Source organism: Bacillus sp. AR13-1 (genome assembly GCF_008042285.1).
GTDB lineage: Bacteria > Bacillota > Bacilli > Bacillales > Bacillaceae_G > Bacillus_A > Bacillus_A mycoides.
Genome location: NZ_QNUA01000031.1, coordinates 43390 through 65342 on the forward strand (window position 1 = coordinate 43390; position 21953 = coordinate 65342).

The 21953-nt window shown below is 32.9% G+C and carries 16 protein-coding genes and 2 pseudogenes; 9 read left to right on the forward strand and 9 right to left on the reverse strand.

Annotation, left to right across the window (positions count from 1 at the left end; translation table 11 throughout):
- Window positions 1-252: 252 nt before the first annotated feature.
- Window positions 253-894, reverse strand: coding sequence for a YkgJ family cysteine cluster protein (locus DN408_RS21315; protein ID WP_235712312.1), 642 nt, complete (start codon window positions 892-894; stop codon window positions 253-255).
- Window positions 895-925: 31 nt separating this feature from the next.
- Window positions 926-1084, reverse strand: a complete 159-nt coding sequence (locus DN408_RS32175) for an SEC-C metal-binding domain-containing protein (protein ID WP_142253412.1) — start codon at window positions 1082-1084, stop codon at window positions 926-928.
- A 211-nt stretch (window positions 1085-1295) separates the two neighbouring features.
- Between DN408_RS32175 and DN408_RS21325 the strand changes: the two genes are divergently transcribed.
- The 3 genes from DN408_RS21325 to DN408_RS21335 are packed head-to-tail and all read left to right on the forward strand — an operon-like array spanning window position 1296 to window position 3320.
- Complete coding sequence (locus DN408_RS21325) at window positions 1296-2561, forward strand: Y-family DNA polymerase (RefSeq protein ID WP_078178637.1); 1266 nt, start codon at window positions 1296-1298, stop codon at window positions 2559-2561.
- Window positions 2558-2899: a YolD-like family protein gene (locus DN408_RS21330; protein ID WP_078178636.1), complete on the forward strand. Its 342-nt coding sequence runs from the start codon at window positions 2558-2560 to the stop codon at window positions 2897-2899. The genes DN408_RS21325 and DN408_RS21330 overlap by 4 nt, the downstream gene beginning before the upstream one ends.
- Before the next feature lie 46 nt (window positions 2900-2945).
- A complete protein-coding gene (locus tag DN408_RS21335; RefSeq protein WP_078178635.1) occupies window positions 2946-3320 on the forward strand; it encodes a hypothetical protein in 375 nt (124 codons plus the stop codon).
- Between the two features lie 222 nt (window positions 3321-3542).
- On the opposite strand, the gene DN408_RS21340 is transcribed toward DN408_RS21335, so the two are convergent.
- Together DN408_RS21340 and DN408_RS21350 are read right to left on the reverse strand one after the other, a co-directional pair.
- On the reverse strand, window positions 3543-3755 hold the full coding sequence (locus tag DN408_RS21340; RefSeq protein WP_078178634.1) for a hypothetical protein: 213 nt from the start codon (window positions 3753-3755) through the stop codon (window positions 3543-3545).
- 1316 nt (window positions 3756-5071) lie between these two features.
- A complete protein-coding gene (locus DN408_RS21350) occupies window positions 5072-5665 on the reverse strand; it encodes a TasA family protein (RefSeq protein WP_147740388.1) in 594 nt (197 codons plus the stop codon).
- Between the two features lie 773 nt (window positions 5666-6438).
- Between DN408_RS21350 and DN408_RS21355 the strand changes: the two genes are divergently transcribed.
- Window positions 6439-6918, forward strand: coding sequence for a DUF3224 domain-containing protein (locus DN408_RS21355; RefSeq protein ID WP_233154306.1), 480 nt, complete (start codon window positions 6439-6441; stop codon window positions 6916-6918).
- 282 nt (window positions 6919-7200) lie between these two features.
- Here the strand turns inward: DN408_RS21355 and DN408_RS21360 are convergent, their stop codons facing one another.
- The gene (locus tag DN408_RS21360; protein ID WP_370458398.1) at window positions 7201-7893 is read right to left on the reverse strand and encodes a phytoene desaturase family protein; all 693 of its coding nucleotides are present in this window, start codon (window positions 7891-7893) and stop codon (window positions 7201-7203) included.
- 462 nt (window positions 7894-8355) lie between these two features.
- Between DN408_RS21360 and DN408_RS21365 the strand changes: the two are divergent.
- Window positions 8356-8794: pseudogene (locus DN408_RS21365) on the forward strand (VOC family protein).
- 414 nt (window positions 8795-9208) lie between these two features.
- On the opposite strand, the gene DN408_RS21370 reads toward DN408_RS21365, so the two are convergent.
- On the reverse strand, window positions 9209-9502 hold the full coding sequence (locus DN408_RS21370; RefSeq protein WP_165762376.1) for a hypothetical protein: 294 nt from the start codon (window positions 9500-9502) through the stop codon (window positions 9209-9211).
- A gap of 197 nt (window positions 9503-9699) precedes the next feature.
- Window positions 9700-12101 (reverse strand): annotated as a pseudogene (locus tag DN408_RS21375) (PAS domain S-box protein).
- A 2112-nt stretch (window positions 12102-14213) separates the two neighbouring features.
- Here DN408_RS21375 and DN408_RS21390 point away from each other — a divergent pair.
- Complete coding sequence (locus tag DN408_RS21390; RefSeq protein ID WP_078179003.1) at window positions 14214-14951, forward strand: terminase gpP N-terminus-related DNA-binding protein; 738 nt, start codon at window positions 14214-14216, stop codon at window positions 14949-14951.
- Between the two features lie 38 nt (window positions 14952-14989).
- Here the strand turns inward: DN408_RS21390 and DN408_RS21395 are convergent, their stop codons facing one another.
- On the reverse strand, window positions 14990-16444 hold the full coding sequence (locus DN408_RS21395; protein ID WP_033728762.1) for an FtsZ/tubulin family protein: 1455 nt from the start codon (window positions 16442-16444) through the stop codon (window positions 14990-14992).
- Between the two features lie 20 nt (window positions 16445-16464).
- Entirely contained in the window at window positions 16465-16881 is a 417-nt protein-coding gene (locus DN408_RS21400; protein WP_002106934.1) for a hypothetical protein, read from the reverse strand.
- A 1259-nt stretch (window positions 16882-18140) separates the two neighbouring features.
- Here DN408_RS21400 and map point away from each other — a divergent pair.
- The 3 genes from map to alr all read left to right on the forward strand — a co-directional run bounded on the left by map (window position 18141) and on the right by alr (window position 21481).
- Window positions 18141-18881 (forward strand): type I methionyl aminopeptidase, encoded by a 741-nt coding sequence (map, locus tag DN408_RS21405; protein WP_016093807.1) that lies wholly within the window; start codon window positions 18141-18143, stop codon window positions 18879-18881.
- A 191-nt stretch (window positions 18882-19072) separates the two neighbouring features.
- The gene (locus DN408_RS21410) at window positions 19073-19915 is read left to right on the forward strand and encodes a tyrosine-type recombinase/integrase (RefSeq protein ID WP_061675834.1); all 843 of its coding nucleotides are present in this window, start codon (window positions 19073-19075) and stop codon (window positions 19913-19915) included.
- 450 nt (window positions 19916-20365) lie between these two features.
- On the forward strand, window positions 20366-21481 hold the full coding sequence (gene alr, locus DN408_RS21415; protein WP_033728766.1) for an alanine racemase: 1116 nt from the start codon (window positions 20366-20368) through the stop codon (window positions 21479-21481).
- Window positions 21482-21953 lie beyond the last annotated feature (472 nt).

A 21953-nucleotide genomic window follows, 5' to 3' on the forward strand; every position in this document is an offset into this window, starting at 1 on the left:
ACTAGCAGATCACGTAAAATCTATTTTGATAGGGAATTTGCGATTGAGAAATAATCGTCGATGAATGTTAGAGGGATGTGTTGTCATTATCAATTTAGCCTTTCGTTGCCTTTTTATTTGTAATGCCCTTGCTGCCTACTGGAATGCATTTTCTGTTTTATTTCTAAAATAAGATCGATTCCATCCTCTCTTCCAGTTTTAATTGAGTGAATTTTCTTACTTTTATAACATATAACAAATCGGGTTGATGGGTCAACCCTTTAATTCAAATATCCTGATAGCGGTAACGTGCAGATTATGCGAATTTACAACGTTAAGAAAGTAGAACAAGCGGTTTCGATGATAAAAAGAAGGGACTAACGAAGAATATACAGGTTTACCTTTCTTTAGATTTTTATCATGATATATTTTAAACCAATATACAATCGGATAGCTTCTTGGTTCTATTTCTTTTCCTGAAAGTTTTGTTTTCAACATATCTCTTATTCTCGAATCAGAAGGTTCAATCTCAGGTGTTTGCAACGCATTGACATGTACACTAGGAATATGCTCACAAACCGAAGAACTGCCTTTACTAGCAAGCATAACTGTTAACGGATCATGTGTAATCCCGAAAAGTCTACAAACCATCGGTCTTTTGTTATACACTCCACAACTCCCCTCATCAACATTTAATAATGGACAAGGGAATGGAAATCTCTCTAATCTCGAATAAAAACCAACATCTTTATGATCTGCATTCCGTTGAAAAGTGACATCTTCTTTTAACCTCCTATATAACTCTGGGCTACTTGCGCTTAATATATCCAAATCATCTAACGCCTTTTCAAATACCTTTTCAGCAAATTCGAAGCTAGTATTACGCAATTCTTCTAATAATAGCTCAAATTCCAACATAGTTATAAGGAACACATCATAACAACAGTTATAGCAACCTTTTCCACACGGATGATTCTGAAATGATATTATCAACCTTTGAATACTTCCCGTATAATTTAGCTACATAACTGTCTTGCTCTACATTTGAATGGCATTTCTTTTGCTTTTTACCACTCCCACAAAAACACACATCATTTCTGCCCATCTTATCCCCCCTCATTTCCCTGATTCTATTTTCATATAAAACCAACCATATATATCATACAGGCATTTCCAAATTAAGGAACTTCGTCCGAGATCACCTTTACACATTACTGTGAAGGTATTTCTAAAAAAATTTAATCTACAAGTCGTATAAGAACATATATTCGTGTATAATAAGAACAAACGTTCTTATATTTTAGGGAGGAATCACAGTGTATGACTATTCAATTTTACCGAATAGAATCATCTTATGTATGGATTTACGAAGCTTTTACGCTTCAGTAAGTTGTATCAAAATGGGATTAGATCCTATGCATACAAAATTGGCTGTAGTCGGTGATGTAAATAGAAACGGTTCAATCGTTCTAGCTGCAACCCCACGATTAAAAGCATTGGGTGTAAAGAAGATGGCAAGGTTATACGAGATTCCTCGCAGAACAGACATTCTCGTTGTAAATCCAATTATGAGTACTTACATAAAATGCTCCAATTACATAAAAAAATTAGCTTTGCAATACGTACCTTATGAGGATTTCCACCAATACAGCATAGATGAATTTCTGTTGGACGCTACTGATAGCATTCATTTATTTTCTAACGATCCATATGAATTCGCTTTGAAATTCAAACGTGAAATATATGACCAAACACGAATTGAATGTACCATCGGAATTGCTCCGAACCCTTTAATGAGTAAGGTTGCTTTAGATATTGAAGCAAAGCAGAACAAAGAAGGGATCGCTCATTGGAAGTATGAAGATGTCCCAACGAAATTATGGAGCATACGACCACTTAATAAGTTTTGGGGCATTTCGTACAAAACAGAAGAAAAGTTGAATCGAAAAGGAATACATTCTATCGGGGATTTAGCCAATTACCCCCTTAAATACTTAAAACAAAGCTTCGGCAAGATCGGGGAGGAATTGCACTTACATAGTAACGGCATTGACTTCAGCCGTATTTCGGAGAAATACGTTCCTGCTACAACTTCAATTGGAAAAAGCCAAATTCTAATGCGTGACTATACAATAGAAGAATTTCCGATTATTCTACTGGAACATATTGAAGAAGTTTGTTATCGGCTTAGAAGACAAAACAAACTTGCTCAAACCGTTCATTTTTCTGTCGGTTATAGCAAAAGTTATACCGGTGGTATTAAAAAAACACATACTTTGAGTCGTCCGACTAACCTAACAATGGATATTTATAAAATTTGTACATACTTTTTACATGAACAATATACTGGAGAACCCATCCGCAGCATAAACATATCCTTAACAAATCTAATTTGGGAAGGCGAGGAACAAATTTCTCTTTTCGATAATGTCACAAAACGAGAACAAGAAGTGAGGCTAACAAAAGTAATGGATGAAATACGCACAAAGTTTGGGAAGAACAGCATTTTACGTGGGATTTCCTATACACATAGCGCTACAACTAGACACAGAAACTCACTGATAGGGGGACATAAGGCATGAATAACGCTAATATGCCAAAAGGGCGTGGGATGGTAAAGTGGGCTCCATTCGCCGCATTAACACCACAGTTTGACGGAATACGTGAAATCATTAAGGAACAACACAAAGTAACCCGTCCGATCTTAACTAATGAAGAAAAAGAACGAATTGAAAACATGTTATTATGCTTCTTGGTATCTAAAGAAGAAATAATGATTACATATTATGAGGACGGTTATTTACTCTCTAATTATATGACTATTGTTGATATTGACCCGTCAAATAGCGCTGTCATATGCACTGATGCTTTTTATAACAAGATGAAACTGCAATTCTCTAATATAATAGATATTAAATAGAATAAATTGACGTTATCAAGCTAAGATCATTTAAAGGAGTGTAAAAATGCAAGGGAATCAGATAAGAAAGAACGCAGCAGGAGTAGTTATTCATAATGATATAAATAACTATCCCTTACTAAATATACCTATGATTATTAATGAAAAGGATGGACAGATTTACGAAGTTTTCAGTGTTGGTTTTCATTCTAACGATGCAGTAGCAATAATAACAACAGACGGTTTTGCTACAAATAGGGTGAATGCCCCAATCGTAACAGTAAAAAACAATGATAGTAGTATTCAAGTATACCGCTTACCTTTAGATCTTGAATATTGGGTACTTTCTTGTATGCGTGCTGCTTCAACAGGGGAAAATCCATTCCCTTGTAAAGTTACTTTTGGAATCATTGACACTAAATTTCATGTGGAATTCAGATAAAAAGAAGCAATTTCATTTGAAATTAAACACCTTAATTTTATATTTTGTTCCCCTTATCTTGAGGGCGATGTTGCCTTACCTCTCAGGTGAGGTCTACAAGCGAAAAAGACGGTCAATTTTGAACCGTCTTCTAAGGAATAAAATGCAAATGTACATTCATATATGACAGCTAAAAATCATATAAAAGACCATGTGTCATACTTAATGAAATACCAATATGTTTTAACAGCATTTCTCTTTCATAGCTTTCATCATAGACATAGTAGAAGTCATCATTTCATCACATTCATGCATTGTATTAATCATAGCTTTATCCATGTTTACATTCATTTGCATCATGTTGTTCATCATCATCTTCATACACTTCATTTCACACATCATTTTTTCCATAGACATCATCATATTTGTTGTACCTACCATCATTGTTTTTTCCATTTTAACATCCTCCTACATTTTTAAACTTTTTTTATCTAGCAATTATAAACATTCTTTTTCTTTTTACAAATACCTCCAAATTTCTTCCTGGATAGATATTGATAAATAATTTCTAGTTAAGATAAAGAAACCCAATATAAAAAGAAGTATCTTTCTATGTAAAAAACTTCCATATCGGGGTGCGGAAATGATTCTGGGTATGAGGGGCCACTCTGGAAATTTATTCAAAGTGATACAGTAAATGAGAACTATAATTTAACATTCAGAAAAAAAATCAAAGGAGTTTAGTTATGCTCTACTTTTTATATCATTCTCAGAATATGTAAGGCGTTCTAGGTTTTAAACATAAAATAAAAAGCATCAATGATTGACCCTTTTTATTATTTTAAAACCTAGTTTGTAATGAAAAATTTGGTTTAAAGGAAATTTGTAATAGTTGTTTTTCGCTTTCGTCGTAAACTTTCAAAGTATTTCCCCAAGTTTTTATTTTATTTACATTAACCAATACAATATCGTAAATAAGCGATTTTAAGTTCTCATGCGTCAATTCAAGGCTTACATAGTTTTCATAGACAGATATAAATATATGCTAAATTACAGGTGTGAGTCAGGTCGCCCTGTATCGTAGATTAGCGGATGCTTTTTTCTTTGTTATATAAAATTTATATAATAAATGAGAAATTAACTAAGCGGAAAATTGAACAATGCAACTCATCATACCTCACACATTGATTCATAACTAAAATATTTTAAACAAACGTTTGTTTAATTTTCCTATACCTAATTTATTCATCACATATATAAAAAAGATAAGAAAACTCAATTTATATATATTTAATAATTATAGTTAGTTATAACATAAAATTCATTTTCTTATAGTTGATTAAACCTGAATATAATTATATGTTCTTCTGTAAGAATGCTCCATTCTTCTCTATTTACCTATACCTATATTTTTTATAATTTATTATTGAATAGATATTGATTTAAAGTGTTTTGTACGAAATGAACAATTGGTGTTTTTAGGAATTGACAGCCCGTTGCAATATCTTATTTTCTTAATTCACATAATTTTCAAATATAAAAAGTGCATATGTTAAGATTTGGTATATAATAAAATTAACCCGTGGTTATAGTGTTTGCTCCGATTCAAATTATGAGATAGTTTGTTTTAACTTTTTTACATTATCTAAAAAAGAACTTGTAGGGATTCCTACAAGTTCTTTTTGTTTCTCATTTTAAATAACCTACAATCTTTTAAATAATTAAAAGGCATAAGCTCAGTTTTACTTTTTACCAGTAATATGCTCTTAAATTTATCTTTCTTGTCCATCTGTTTGATTGGCTTGGAACTCCATTTTTAGCGCAATACTATCCCCTTGGAACACGTTCTGATCTGTGCCGTTGTCTTCAAATACAAACTTTATCCAAAACCAATCCATTTTCCCAGGTTTTAATCCCCCTGTTTCAATCCACTTAGAATGAAATACTTCTTTGGAGGCAATCTCTGGGCTTTGTGATTTTAGTTCTGCAAGAGTTGTCTCGTATACAGGGCTTTTTGCAGGATCCCAATCCAAAAGAAATTGTACTTTAATATGTTTACCGAAATCTTCTGTAGTGTTATTTTGTTTTAAATCGTTTACAGTATAGTCTATTTTCATCATGATATCTTTAATATCTAATGTACCACTATTTTTTAAATTGAATTTCTTTAATATTTTGTCCCCAGGTTTTAAATTTTCTAAGTTAAGTGAAGTAGTTGGTTGCATAGCTAAATCCAATGTACCTGCAGCAAATGAATTATTTGTCACCACTTGATCGCTAAAATATGCATATGTTCCCCCACCAATTAAAGATAAGCCAAGAGCGGCTGAAACCACTCCAACACCTAATTTCTTTTTCAATGACATTTTTTGTTCCTCCCATATCATTTTTATAATCTTTCTCCCTAATCAACCGAAAAGGTCCCCTTAATACAGATATAACATGAATTGTGAAAAAATTATATTAAAAGCAGAAAATTCCTTATTGAGAAAATTATGTTATTATCTATCTTCTGTAAATGAAACGTCCCAAAAAATAGAAAAGTTGAATTTATAATTATCAAAACCTCTGCCAAAAACAAATTAATATTAACTACCCTTTATGATTAGAATTATTTATTTCTTCAGGAGTATTCTAATACATCAAAAGGTACTCTTTTTGATATGAAATGTTTTCATTAAAAGATTCCACTTCAAAAGATATAGAAATACATTTTAGAAACACTTCATAAATAAACCAACCTTTTGATTCACTTTTTGTTATATAATAAGTTTTATCAGACTTAAAAATTCATTTGATTCTCTATTGGAATTCCCAAAAACAAAATAGATTGGTTGGATTCAATATAAATATCAAAAAATTCAGTTATATAAGAACCAGTACAAAAGAACACAACGAGGAACGAAAAATTGAATCAATAAAAAGACTTGTAATAGATAGACATGATATTTTTATAAACAAAGCGTTAGTAATTTTAACCGAGTACAATACCCACCAATAAAATATAATAACTAAAAATAAAATATTTCTTTTAAATCAGCCCTAATACCAGGAATATAGATACTTATTTTACTCTCAAAGGATGAAACCTAACTGCATATCTATTGAAAATAAACATAAGAAAGACGTTCTACTCCATATGGGTAGAACGTCTTTTCACTTTACTTCATACATATACAGATTTTCCACTTATTTCTTTTGCATCGTACTCAAAAAATTGATAAATTCACCTTCATTTACAGTAAGCAAATGGGATGAAAAGCCAGTCGATGACACTAGAAAAGGTTTCCCTATTAATATTGCACATGTCGAATATGATATTGATGGTGAATTAAAAGGAAAAGCTTTTGTTGAATATTTATTATATTATTTAGATTCAAACGTAGATGATGGTCATTTGGCCACTTCTAAAATTTCTGGATTTCTGCATTTCGAAGGAACTTACAAGGAGAAACGGGGGACATTTACAGCCATAGAGCAAGGAATTTTTGATAAAGGAAATCTAGATTCTCCGGCAACAATCATCAAAGCTACCGGTGACTTAAAAAGCCTGAAAGGGTCCTATAATTATAAGTTTACAGGTCAAACCAGTAAAATGATTCTACACTTTGAATCCTAACAAAATACCCTATAGTTTAGTAAAAAGGGTATCCCTTATAATACTAGGAATGCCCATTTCGTCGAGCGAGCTTGTTCAACTATCCTGCCCCGTTTGTTGCATAAGAAAAAGCTGCCTTAAAGACAGCTCCGCTCTTAAGCTAATGCACCCGTAAGCTAGAAGGGCAATTACGTACAATAGGAAGATTATATAAAGTGCATGGAATCAGAAAAGTTAGTTGTCAAATCTGTTTTCAATTCCAATTTAAAAGAATCATTGAGATCCTTCCGATTTACCATGTCGTTAATATGAATTGTTAATAACCCCCTGTGCAGCAAGTTTTGCGCTGATCATTGCCGCGTCGGCCAGCCGGCCTTCTAAGCCGACCCAATCCCCAGCAACATAAAGCCCATTTACTTCTGGAACGAAAACACCCGGAGCCGAACCAGCTCCATCGTGGTGAATCGTACGTGAATCGTGGGCAACCGTTATTTTAGGTAAGAAACGTATGGAGGCAACTTCCTTATCCCATCCAGGCTGTAAAAGATCCAGTAGATTAGTCAATTGCTTCTTGTCCTCTTTTGGATCTGTCTGACTCCGATTATCGTTATACTTCATGACATGAAGTACATACGCTCCATTTTCACTTAATTTAGTCGATAGCGACTGAATCGAAAAATAGAATGGTTGATCCAAGCCAAGGGCGAAAGCTCTCTCCGAATTTGGCAGACGATTCAATGCTACATCTAGACATGCTGCATATAGGGGACGAGATTCATTCTTCCACCTTCCAAGCGACATATAATCTGCTCCCTCAACAAGCCGGAAAGCTTCATTTGGTCCTGCAGTAATGACAACTGAAGACGTTAAGACTGTATTACCATCTGATAGCGATAAGGCACGAACAGTACCAGAGCTATGCTGAATTTGATTCACTTTACATCCAGTGGCAAAGGTTACCCCAGCTTTCACGGCTAGTCCATGCAGGTCATCCACAACGGTTTGCCAGCCTCCATCAATATATTTGACACCCTGTCCAGCCAGCTGTCCTTGCTTGATCACAAAACCAGCACTTAAAACACTCGGATTGTCACAATACGACCATTGCCTGCACATTGCTAGAAAAAATAGACGGACACGATCATAAAATATGTGGTTCTTTGCCCAATCCATTAAGTTAATCGATCGAATCGAATCTGTATCAACTTGACCTAAACCACTCATGAGTTTACTCCACTCCATATTTTCTTCTTGAGACAAATCTGTTGGAATTTGGACCATACCCTCTTGCCAAATCCCAATTAATCTACAATTGATCAGTTTATCTTGAACGACATGGGTCTTTTTATTCAATGTATACATGCTCAGCCAATTATACGATATCACTTCTATTTCTAATTTGCTAAAACGGTCATCCATAGTAAGAATTTTCAAAAAAAACACTAAGGAGGATATACTATGTTTCCAGGATCTTATATGAAACACATGTTCAAACAAAAAATTTAGAAACATTAATAGAATTTTATAATAAACTAGGATTAGATCTAGCCCATTATATTGAAGAGCGCCGTGTAGCATTTTTTTGGTTTGATAAAAATAAAAAGAGAGAACAAATGCTGAGCGTTAGGGAGGTTTCAGAAGAAGAATTTCATAAAAGCCACTTTGCATTCAAGATTAACTATGAAGATATAATTAATGCAAGAGAATGGCTACTCAATAAAGGTATATGTCCAAGATTGGCTTTTGGTCTTGAACCTACAGAGCCCATGGTACAAACCTGGACACCTACTGGTAATCTTTATTTTTACGATCCTGACGGCAATTCATTAGAGTTCCTTTGTTTACTTCCTGAAAAGAAAAAAATGTGGTACAAGATGTCATGTATTTAAGCGAGTGAGGAAATCTGGAAAGTGATGAAAAAATTTGGTTTTTGAATCAGGGTGTTACTAGCAAAATAACTAAATAACACTTTTTCTTATTAAGTGTTATTCCACAAAATGGCCCGATTGCTGAATAAGAAAAAATCCTGCACATCAACACAGGATTTTGATCAAACTTTTTTACATATTATCAATCTTTATTTTAAATGATCAGACTTTTTTATAAATTATCAAACTTTGTTTTAAAGCCACACTTGCCGTCTGTGTGATCCCTCACAACACGTTCTCCCTTGTGCATTTCAATCAATAATTCTGCAATATCTAATCCAAGTTCAGGAGATTACTTGTAAGAGTCTTAGAGTTTTTGCATCAAAACCATTAACAGTATAGTGAGAGCTATTCAGGAAACTCAAAAAGAGCAGTTAGTAAATTTAGTTTTTAGATGTGTCCTTAACTCGATAATCTTCTAAAGAGTTTACAGTAGCAGAAATCTTTTGTTGCTCATTACCAGAGACATGTCCATCTAAATAAATCTCAGGTTTCGCATATTCTTCTGAGAAACCCATCTGAGTAATGACAACATCAATATTCTTTTCTGTTTTAAAGTGATTAATAGTTGCTTGTTTAGCTGTTTTTTTAGTCTTTGGCCAAGCTTCTTTACTAAATTCACCTAGTTTTCCGTAATCCATAATTTCATATACATAAGCACCCAGTGTTAGTAACATGACACTTCCTAATACAAATAGGGGGGGCACTAATTTTTCACTCATGTTCATTCACAATTCCATTCTATTGTTTATTTGTTTTATTCATAGGAATACTTTGAATTTTAAAGTACCTTATACGCTGTTTCCATTTCATTAGGTGACACTAGTATTACATTTTTTTAAGGCTATTTAGAAACTATTAGTAAAGGAAAGTATTACTTTTGAATTGTACAAATAGGGAGAGTAACTTCAACTGTTGTTCCTTTATTTACTCCACTCTCAATAAATACCTTTCCCTGATGTGTTTCTATAATTTTATAACAGACCATTAATCCTAAGCCAATCCCCTCTTCCTTAATACTGTAAAACGGTTCTCCTAGATATGGTATACGTTCTTTTGGAATCCCACACCCTTGATCGATAAAGCGCATGCTTATTTGATCATTATCAAGTTTATCAATTTGAATCAAAATTTTCCCTCCCATTGGCATGGATTCAATTGCATTTTTTAAAATATTTACAAATACTTGTTTTAACTGATTTCCTTCACATGAAATCAATGGAATATCCGGTGTAAAATCGATTCTAATTTGTATATTATTCATCATTGCTTGAGGTTGCAGTAGCATTAAAACTTGATCCATTAGCACACTAATATCATTAGGTTGTATCTTTACCACCTGTGGTTTAGCTACCGCCATAAATTCATTTGTAATACTTTCTATACGCTCAATCTCTGATGATACTATATTTATATAACCCTGATTATTCTCATTTTCCGTTGATTTTAGTAATTGCATAAACCCTTTCATTGCGGTTAATGGATTATTAATTTCATGAGCCATTGCAGTCGCTAATTGTCCTACAACAGCAAGTTTTTCAGATTTTCGTAGTAATTCTTCTGTTTTTAACCGTTCAGTGATATCACGAGAAATGCTTAGAAAAACTTTTTTACCATTCAAGTTAAAAACACGGACACTAAACTCGGTTGTTATTATTTTTCCTGTTGGAAAAACATATTCATCTTGCAAAGTGAAAGAAGTCTATCCTTCTCTAATTTTTTCTAACAACTTTATAATCATTGGAGAATCTTGTGGTACAGCATTTGGAAATGGCAACGATAGCAGCTCTTCTCTACTATATCCAAATCTTTTACACCCAACAGGGTTTACCTCAATAAATCGACTTGGAACATGATCTTCATTTAGCTCTACTACATATACTGCGTCAGTTGCTTGTTCGATTAGTGCACGGTACTTCATTTCACTATCACTTAATTGTTGGTGTAAACGATGCCGTTCTCTTTCTGCTTGTTTTCTTTCAGAGATGTCTCTACATATTACTGATAAAGCTATCACATTTCCTCTTACATCTAAAATAGGAGAAACTGTAAGACTGACATCAAGAAGGCTTCCATCGTTACGTTGTCTAACAGTTTCTAATCGAGTAACTACGGATTCACCCGTTAGAATTTTCTGAATATTTTAAGCGATTCGTCCATTAAGAAGTCTGGTACACAAGGTAATCTCTTACCTATGATTTCGTGTGATGACCACCCAAATATCTTTTCATAAGCTTTATTAGCTTGTAAAATATGTCCTTCTCGATCAGATATGGTAATAGCGTCTACATTATGCTTTATAAATGATTCCAGTAATTCTTTGGTTGCTCTTAATTCTGATTCTACCTTTTTCCTTTCGGTTATATCGACTGTAGAACCAACAACTTCAATAACTTGTCCATTTCGTTTAATCGGCCTAAGCGCAATAAGAATAATAGTTTTATCATTTGGCCAGGCTAATTCAAATATAATTTCTTTCCCTTCCCATGCTTGAAGATAATACTTCATCAATTGAGGAACTAAATGTGGAGGAACAATAGAAGCATCAATAGTGCGTAAGCTTTTCCCTACCACCTGTTCAGAATAAAATCCGTTTTGATAATAAAACTGTCCATCACATAAAGTGTGTATAAAGTGCTTACCCACTTTTTTAAATTTAAAGATCCCCCCTTGAAGCTCATGTACGGTATCTGTGAGTTCTTGCTTCGATTTTTTTAATTTTCGATTCATTTTAGATAAGTCCTGTGTTAAATAATATGTCTGGTAAGCTTCCATAAGAAATAGCCCAATTAAAAGTCCTAAATCTATATATAATAAGCCTTGAGTGTAAAGCAATGTAGTATTAAAGAATACACCAACTAACCACTTTATTCCCACAAAAACAGAAAAATATAAAGATGCACTTTTAAATGGATTAAGGTTTTTAAAATATGTTTTAAAAGTAGTAAATAGGATACCCATACCTAAATAAGCAATCACAGGTGGTTCCCAATACTTACCAATGTAAAAGATACGCATTATAATAATGCTAATTAACGTAATCCAACCAGCAATGCGACCAAAGTAAATAAAAGATAGAATAAGAGGAACAACTCGAAGATCGTAGGAAAATCCCATGTACGGAAAAGAAAAGAACATCAAAGTAGCTGCGATGATCCCTCCATAGAATTTTTCAAAATATCGCCTGGAATGACTCGTAAATACTTAAATAAATATTGCTGCGCTAACAAGTAAAGAAAAAATAGAAAGATTGATGAAATAGTCTTTAATAATCATGTAATGTCCCTCCTTGCATTAAGTATATTCGACAAAAAAGCGGAAAATCCTACAAATAGTATTAACAGTTCAGATGCATAAAATTTAAAATGCATGTAAGTAATCTCTAAATCTTGGACATACTGATACTGTTACTCTAAAAAGTTGTACAATCGGTATAAATATTGAAGAATTAGTACTTCATACAAAGAAATTCTCCCTAAAGGATATTAACACGAGATTAACATATCGCAAAATCGAATCAAAATACAGACCAGAAATGAGATTAACATATCAACAGACATTAACATGTTAACCTTAGGGAGCATTAAAATGTTAACCTCATGTCAACTCCCCTTGCTATTAATGATAACTAGAAACTAACAATACATCGATAAACCATAGGTTTATTGGTATGAGAATTAAAATACAAAAATTTACAGTATTTGAAAACCCTCAATAAATACAATGATTCCTTATCAATATATAAAGAATGTTTCTTTATATATTGATAAGAGAATTTCGAGTGGAAGATTAATAGAACATATAGACTGTAAAGTTAAAGTAAAATTACATCCAGTGTATCTGATTGTATTTAATAAAGTAATATCAGAATTACTTTGTAACATGCAACTTAGAGATTTCCGATTTACCATTAGCTACATAATTGAAGATTTAGTACTTCATATAAAGAAATTCTTCTCATGGAGTGTCGATATGACATTAACATTTCGCAAAGCAGGATCTAAATACATATCTAGAATGGTATTGACACATCAGCAGATATTAACATGTTAATTTTCAAGAGAATAAAAATATCAATGTTATGTTAACTATCATTGGTTTTAATAAAAACAAGACATTAACAACAGATCTATAAAACTACAACTTTATTAGGATGAGAATTAAAATACGAAAATCCACACTACTTAAGAACCACACTTTATAAATCGCTAGAAATTTCGCGCTGAAAATTATCAAGAAATGCAGACTATCAAGCAAAGCACTGTCCATTATAGTGAATTCATATCAATAGAATACTATCTTAATTTGAGCAAAATTACTTTGTAATATAAGCTTTAGAAGTTTTAAATCCACTCTTGGGTATGTAATTGAAGGAACAATATTTTAATTACAGATGTTATCCCTACGAGCATTGACATAAGGTTGACATTCTACAGAAACAGGTCCGCATACGTACTGTAAATGAGATTAACATATCAAGAAACATTGACATGTTAATACTTAGAACGACACAATTGTTAATCTTATATCAACTATACTTAATTCTATCGATGACAAGACATTAACAAAACATTGATAGATGTAGATCCTTATTAGTAGCGCTATTAATATACCAGATTCACAACGATTGAATATTATTTACAATTAATAAAGGCCGTATAGATCCTATTAGTAAAAGCTTTTTCTTTGTGATTTACACTTACAAAATAATCATTTAAGCTAATCAACAAAGCGAATAGTACTTTATAGTGTTTCAAACGACTAACAACCAATAAATTAACTATCCTATACAGTCATCAAATTAGAATTTAACGTTCATATAGACCTATAATAGTTATTATCGAAAATTGCTTTACTAGTCTTGGGATCAGTTAAAAAGAGACACTGCCTCTATTAGTCAAATAGATATCCGTTCTATACTCTCAAGTGTTATGAATGAAACAGGCTCATACTGCAATTATTAATAATATGGACTCTTTTTATCATATTTATACCTATTATTTTTGAAAGTTCAATGCTATATCCTCATAATTTATTTACAAATCGATTATATTTATTTATCATTAATATTAAGTGAATAAAAATGTCAATCTCATAGTAACAATTTATAAGGATATAGGGGGCAAAGTTACCTCATTAATCCTATATAACATTGATGCATTTAAAACCCTAGTTAACAAAACATTAACATTCGGTGAGAATAACCCACATTTTGTTGATGTTCTGTTAACACTTTTGTTATGACATGTTAATTTCATCTTTCATGTTAATATCAGATAAGGAAGGGATTTTTATTAATATCGTCGAAAAGCACTTAACATATCAATCTCACATTTCATGTTAATGTCATTTATCCGCACAATTACATACTGTTAAGGAGGTAACACTATGATTAAGCAGGAAAACCAATCCGAACAAACCATGGTAGATGATGAGAACTCATTACACGAAGACGCTTTTGAAAAAGCCTGGCGAATAACAGAGTTTTCTAAGTTAGTAGGTAGGCACCATAATACTGTTTATAATTGGTTCAATACGTTAGAAGAGAAGGGATTGCACGGGACACTTAGAACCAATAATACAAATGAAAAGCTATATAATTCATTGGATTTAAATATAGCTCTTTTCATAAAACAGAAAAGGGATGAAAAGTGGTCTTTAGATGCCATAATCGAACTTTTGCCGCATCAATTCGAACTAAGGCCAGTATCTCCTGAAAACCACTCTAATGAAGTATTATCTCAAATTGATTTTCAAGACGCAGCTGAGACAATTGAAAAATTGGTGGAACAAAAAGTTCAAGCACATTTACAAAACATCGAAATACAATTTCAAGAGAAATTCGAAAATGTATTAAAAGCATTGCCTCAACCTGAAGATCCAATTGCTATGAAAGAACGTCAAAGACAAGAAAGACTTGATAACATAATAATTGAACATAGAGCTCGTAAAGAGTTAAGAAGACAAGCTGAAAAACTCTGGAATGAAAAGCCTGAAGAAAAGCGTGTGAAAAAAGTTGGTTGGTTTAAAAAAGAGGAAGATTTAGCAAAAAAACATCTTTTTATAGAGAATTATTTAAACGAAAACATGATAGAGTATATGAAATCTATTATGACATCAGAATAATAAAAAAGAGGCCCGGGATATTCCCAGACCTCTTTTTTTTATTTTGATGTACCAAACATTTTGTCTGGATCCATAAATGCAGCTAATTCTTCATCATTCTCAGCATCTGCTGATGGTTCCTCATTACTAGTTCCCATATCGATGTAATCACCAAAATTAATACTGAAATCATCGTCTTGATCTTGCATTTCAATTGTACTAATTTGAGATTTTTTAAACTGAATTTGACTTTGCTTCTCTTTAAATTCATTGAATTCTTCAACTAAACCTTTAGACAAACGGGACGGTAATGCATCAGTTTTATAGAACGTATACACACTGCCCATAAAATCATTTTTACTAATTAAATACCCATTAAATACCGTACCGTTGATTGGTAATGTATTCGTAACTTCTACTTTTGCATCATCCATAAATGAATCATCAATATTCTTTTGTTCGTCTAGAATTGCAAGCATTCCAAAATGATGCACCTTAGACGCCTCCAACTCACCATCATCGTTCTTTTTCATTAATTCTATAGGAGGGTGGAAAGAGCTTCCTTTCAACGATTCTGAGAACATATCTACTATTTCTTTACTATTTTCAATTTGATTCATATTGCGAGAAATTTTATTAATAACTAGACAGCCAGTTTTCTCTAATAAAATACGTTTAAAGTCCTGAGAATCTAAAATAACAGATGTTCCTGCGCCATTAGAAGCTGTATTTAATTCATGGATGATTTCACCAATGCGCTGATTAGCATAGTCTCGTGAATTAGCAATACCTTTTTTCTCATTTTCGTTTAATCCCTTAAATTCATCATAGAAATGTTGGTTATCCGCGAAAACAACGAATGCAACACCTTTTGCTGGTTCATTTGCTAACTTCCAAATCTCTTGAGAGAATTTATTTACTTGTCTTAGTACATCAGGCCCATCGGCTCTTACAGGGAGTGTCACAACAATACCCATTTTAATAAAATCTTTACGCTCAATTGCATTATTGAATGCAATTCTTGCATACTTTTGTTGATTTGCTATTAATTCCTCTCTAGAAATTTTCATTGCCATACTTTTAAGTTCTTCAGCGATTATAGGTTTATTATGAAAAGCCGAGAATTCTTCAATTGCTTTAATGATTGTAGAAGTACCTGTTCCACCGCCTAATCCAGCAAAAAATAGTACCAATTCATCTGTTGGTCTTACACGCTCTGTGATGAATTCTTTTAACTTTTCTTTCGCTTCATCATTTGATTCTAGTACTTTTACAGCACGTTCTGGATTCTTCCCTAGTCCGCCTAATTTTAGTGATACTTGGTTACTTTTAGGCACATTTTTTAATTCTGCTAAATCACCATCGTTACTATTTAAAGCAAGACAGTTGTACACAGATGTTCCATCCGTATGCTTATATTCAGCAAATTTATCTACCATTCTAGTTCCAGCTTGACCAAAACCAACCATTGTCATTTTTACTGCTACTTCGTTTTTCAGAAAGTTCTTCGCCATTATTTTATCTCTCCTTTTTCTTATTTATTGGTTTGTTTACGTCTTCCTAGTTCAATTAACACCTGCTGTCCTCTAATTGTTGAGATTAAAAATTTATAAGGATGCATAATCTTTTCAGTTATTAATGACATTGAAGATAATGTACTAACACTTACTTCAGCTGATCTTCTTGATATATTGGTTCGTTCAACCTCTAATGAATACGATTTTCCCTTTAATTTCTTAACTCTCCTATCAATTACAACATTACCTACTATTTCATTTATTGAGATACCCCTCATATATTTCGTCTCTTGGTATTGTTTATTTACCTCAGATCCTATGTAATGAAATACATTATAAAGTATTTCGTCTTCTTCAAGAATGTCTGCAAACATGTTCACAACTTCATCAGGAAATTTAATTACTTTATACTTTTCGCTCAATACCTCGTTCAAGTTGCCTCCCCCTTAAAACGTTGGTTAATTATTCCTACGAATATATTACATTATTATAAAGCGTATATCAAGTCATTATATACAGCACTTACATATAAAGCGTATAAGTCTTAAGTTAGGCCGAAATGTTGATATATAAACATAAATATATACGACGTATATGTACGATGTATATTGTATATGTCAATTATAGGTTTCATGTAATTAACAATACCGTCTATAAAACTATAAATTCATTATTTAATTTGACATTCTTTTGAATAATCCTTTATAAAAAATATCAAACTACAAACATTTTAAGTAAAAAAACTTCACAAAGTATTCATACGCTTTATTTATAAGCTGTATTTATAAGCCCTCTCTATAAGATGTATATATAAACCTTTAAAAACAAAGGTTTTGTAGTTCCTATATCAATTTCATATTAACATATTTAACACATTTTCTTTCTACACAGCTTATATATAAGCTTTATATGTAAACTGTGCATGTAAAGGGTGTATATAATATTAAAAATCATTGCTTTTTTCATATCAAATGGTTTGATATGAACTTACTAATTTAATAAAGAGATCTTCCTATTCATTTTTCTTTATTTACGTTTTTTCTACCCTTTATATCTATTGATAAAGGCGATTTGTCAATGTCATGTTATAAGTTCACTTCTCTGTTATTAACTCACATAATTGCAAATTCAGTATCTCTAGTGTTAGGTTCTAGACATTCACTTGTTAATCTCATATGTACACCATCTTTATAATTAACATGTAGAGTCATAATATTAATAAATTCAACTAAATTTATTATATTTTTATTTAAATATAGATTTTCTAATTGAATTATATATATTACTGTAATACAGCTACTAACTTAACAAAGCAATAGATACACCAAATGGCGATTAGTTCTGTTCAAGAAATTGGACCTGTTGTTTATTCTGGCAAGAAAGAGGAAGGGGGGATTGCTGACAAAATGGAAAGTAGCTCAGGATACATCAGAAAGTGAAGAAATGTTGTCGCTTTTAAATAAAGTCACGGTGTTTATAAAAAAGTTGCGATGTTTTGCCCCTTTGGATCTGTTTATCTAAAGGGGGGGGGTTATAGTGAAAAGAATGTCTGAATTGAAAGGAGGATTAAAGAACTGTTGAGTAGCAATAAAGTTACTCCACTAAAGGGCCAGATTGTTGAAGAAAACCCCGTTCCTGCTAGAAACTAAATGGTATACTAATCATAAAATACTTTAAAAAGGGAGGATATACAATGGTTGCAAAGACTGAAGAGGATTTTAATGGATTAAAAGTAATTGGTGAAATTTGTGGCGCGATTCGAGATGAATTAGTCCATAGTACGAAACCTGGAATTACCACAAAAGAACTCGATGAAATTGCGAGAGAGATGTTTGAAAAAGCAGGAGCTCAATCTGCCCCAAAAAGTGAATACGATTTTCCTGGATATACATGTATTAGCATAAATGAAGAAGTAGCGCACGGGATTCCAGGGAGACGGACCATTCAAGAAGGGGACATTGTAAATATTGATGTTTCAGGTTCAAAAAACGGATATTTCGCAGATACCGGAATTTCCTTTGTAGTAGGGGAAGGAGAGACAATTTTACAGAAAATATGTGACGTTGCTAAAGAAGCATTCGATGCTGGACTTAAGAAGGCAAAGCCAGGTTCAAAAAAAAGCGCGCTCGGAAAAGCTGCACACAATGTAGCAAAACAGCATGGCTTAACAGTCATAAAAAATCTTACTGGACACGGTGTTGGGCGTTCGATTCATGAAGAACCAAAACACATTTTCAATTACTTCTCTCACTGTGATGACGAAATTTTAAAGGATGGTATGGTAATTGCCTTTGAGCCTATGATCTCTACATTTGAAGAGGAAGTTTTCCAATCCGAAGATGGATGGACCTGCCTAACCGATGAAAGCTTTGTGGCTCAATACGAACATACGATTATCCTTACCAAGGAAGGACCGATTATTACTACATTGTAAGAGCACTAATACCACAATAGGGCGCTATTCTTTTATAGAGAAGCGTCTTTTTCTTGTATTTCAAGTGTTCTCATGGTTAAGTAATTTTTTTGTTTTCTGCGATTGTTGAATAACTAACGTATAAAAGAGACTCTCCTTGAGCATAATAGAATCTAGATTAATTGATTTATAGAATGGGAGCGTGAAGAATAATGTTATTATCTGAGGCCTGGGAACGGTATCAATTAGATAAAAAAATTGAGGGATATTCACCTCTGACTTTAAAAACATATTGTTTTCAATATAATCTTTTATTACGTTATTTTGGTGACATTAACATGAGTGAATTTACTACAGAAAAACTAAAGGGTTACTTAATTGAAGCAGGAGAACACTTAAAGCCATCTAGTTTAGGACACCGAGTTCGTTGCATCAAATCACTTTTTAGATGGACACATGATGAAGGTTTTATTCTTAAAAACCCTGCTGCTAAATTAAAAGAGCCGAAATTAGGCAAAAAAATCCCAAAATTCCTTTCGGAACTAGAGATTGAACATCTTAGGGAAGCATGTCATAACTCAATGGAGAATGCATTATTTGAATTTTTGTATTCTACTGGCTGCCGTATTGGGGAAGTCGTAAAACTGAATCGTGTCGATATTAACTTCTCAACAAATTCTGTCATTGTACATGGGAAAGGTGATAAAGAAAGGGAAGTATACTTTAATACTCGTTGCACCATTTGGTTAAAAAGGTATCTAGATGAAAGAGATGATGAGGAGCCTTGTTTGTTTATTACGGAAAGAAGGCCAAAAAGACGTATGAGTATTGATAACCTAAAATTTATTATCAAACGTATATCAAATCGTGCCAGGATTAAAAAGAGTATTCATCCTCATCAATTACGTCACAGCTATGCTACACATATGATTAACAACGGTGCGTCACTTGAAGTGATACAAAGCTTACTTGGTCATGAGAAGAGTGAAACCACGAGAATATATGCTCAGCTGAGCGGAAAGTTGAGACACGATTTTTATATTAAATATTTTTGAAAGCTAGAAATTAATCTTTAATCAAAATCGAGGCGTGCATATATAAAGACGTGTCTTTTTGAATTGCGCCATTTAATAGAATAACTCCTTGTACAATTTATTTGAGTTTAATTAATCTAAAGGGAGTTGGCCCACCACCATATTTTCTAGCTACCATCTATCTTGGTGGTTCCACACCCTACCATAAGACCGTAAAAATACATATTGTGTGGACCTTTTGGGATTAGTGCAGGTATGTAAAAATTTTAGCAAGGGTATGAATGTAGTATTTAACGACTTTAAGCTTACAGACGGCCGTCCTGTATAGTATCCCTTATGTGTTGGAAGTTAATTAATTGTCTGGGAAGACGAAAAAAAGTCTGCTCTTAAAAAGGGCACAATCAGCGGGCAATCCGTTTAATGAGCTACTTGAAACGATCATTGAAAATTCACCTAAAGTGAGGGGAAATGATGTATAGACCAATATGGGCTGAAATTAGCCTTAGCAATATTTCACATAATATTAGTGAATTTCGAAGAATAATACCTAACTCAACAATAATAATGGCCACCGTAAAAGCGAATGGTTATGGCCACGGTGCTGTCGAGGTTTCCAAAAAAGCGATTAATAGTGGAGTGGATTATTTAGCAGTGGCCAGTTTAGAAGAAGCGATTAAACTACGAAAATCAGATATTCAGGCACCTATACTTATACTTGGATACACACCTCCATCAGCAGCGAATCATGTTGTTTATTGGGATTTAACACAATCAATTTTTGATATGGAACATGCAGAAGCATTATCAAAGTCTGGGCAGATCTTAGGAAAAAAGGCAAAGGTTCACGTCAAAGTCGATACAGGAATGGGACGATTGGGACTTCAAGCAGAAGAAGCAAGTGATTTTATCCATATCGTGTCACGAATGGATGGGCTCTATCTAGAAGGAGTGTACTCACATTTTGCTACCGCAGATGAAGCTGACAAACGGTATGCAGAAAAACAAAAGAACCGATGGAAAAGGTTATTGGAAGAATTGGAGAAACGAAAAGTTTCTATTCCCCTATTTCATATTGCGAATAGTGCTGCAACAATAGAAATGCCAGATATGACCTACGATATGGTTCGTATTGGAATTTCAATGTATGGTCTTTATCCATCTAAAGAGGTGAATAAAACAAAAGTTAATCTTAAACAAGCAATACAGTTAAAAACCAAAGTCATCTATATTCAGACACTTGAGAAAGGGTATGGCGTATCATATGGAGCAACTAACATTGAAAGAGATAAAGCAATTATTGCAACTATTCCAATTGGGTATGCAGATGGGTATTCGAGGCGATTATCTGGAACGGCTTATGTCCTTATACACGGACAATTAGCTCCTGTTTTTGGTAAAATATGTATGGATTTTTGTATGATTGATGTTACTGATATTAAGGGTGTAAATATTGGTGATGAGGTGGTAGTTTATGGAGGTCAAGGGGATTATTTCATATCATTAGATGAAGTGGCAAGTATGTTAGGAACCATATCGTATGAAGTTGCTTGTAACTTGGGTCAGAGAGTTCCTAGAATTTACAAATAACAAGCTAAAGACAGCATTCATCATAATTATCTCGATTGTTATGTATTAGGTCACTGTGTTGAAAAGATCTGAAATGGATGTAGCGTCATAAGCTTTTTCCCAGAATAAATACATAGCTTTATTCAAAACATGTTCTTTGTTAAAATTTATACTTCTACCCATTTTAAAACACCCCCATTCATATAATTTACTTTGAAATCAAGTCTTCCATTAAAGGGCGCGATTATGGAGCAATACAGGCAGAAAATGATCAAACTTTTTTATAAAACCGAAACAAAAATCTGCTGGAGAAAAATCCATTTTGATCAATCTTTTTTCAAAATGGATTCTTTTTATTTATCGTAAAACTTGGGATTGCGAGGTATTTTTGATTAAACTTTATTTCAAACCAACAAATGTTAAATGGACTAATTTTGTACATTGGAACCGTTAAAAAAGAGGAAACCATTTTCATGCAGTGACCCCTGTCAAG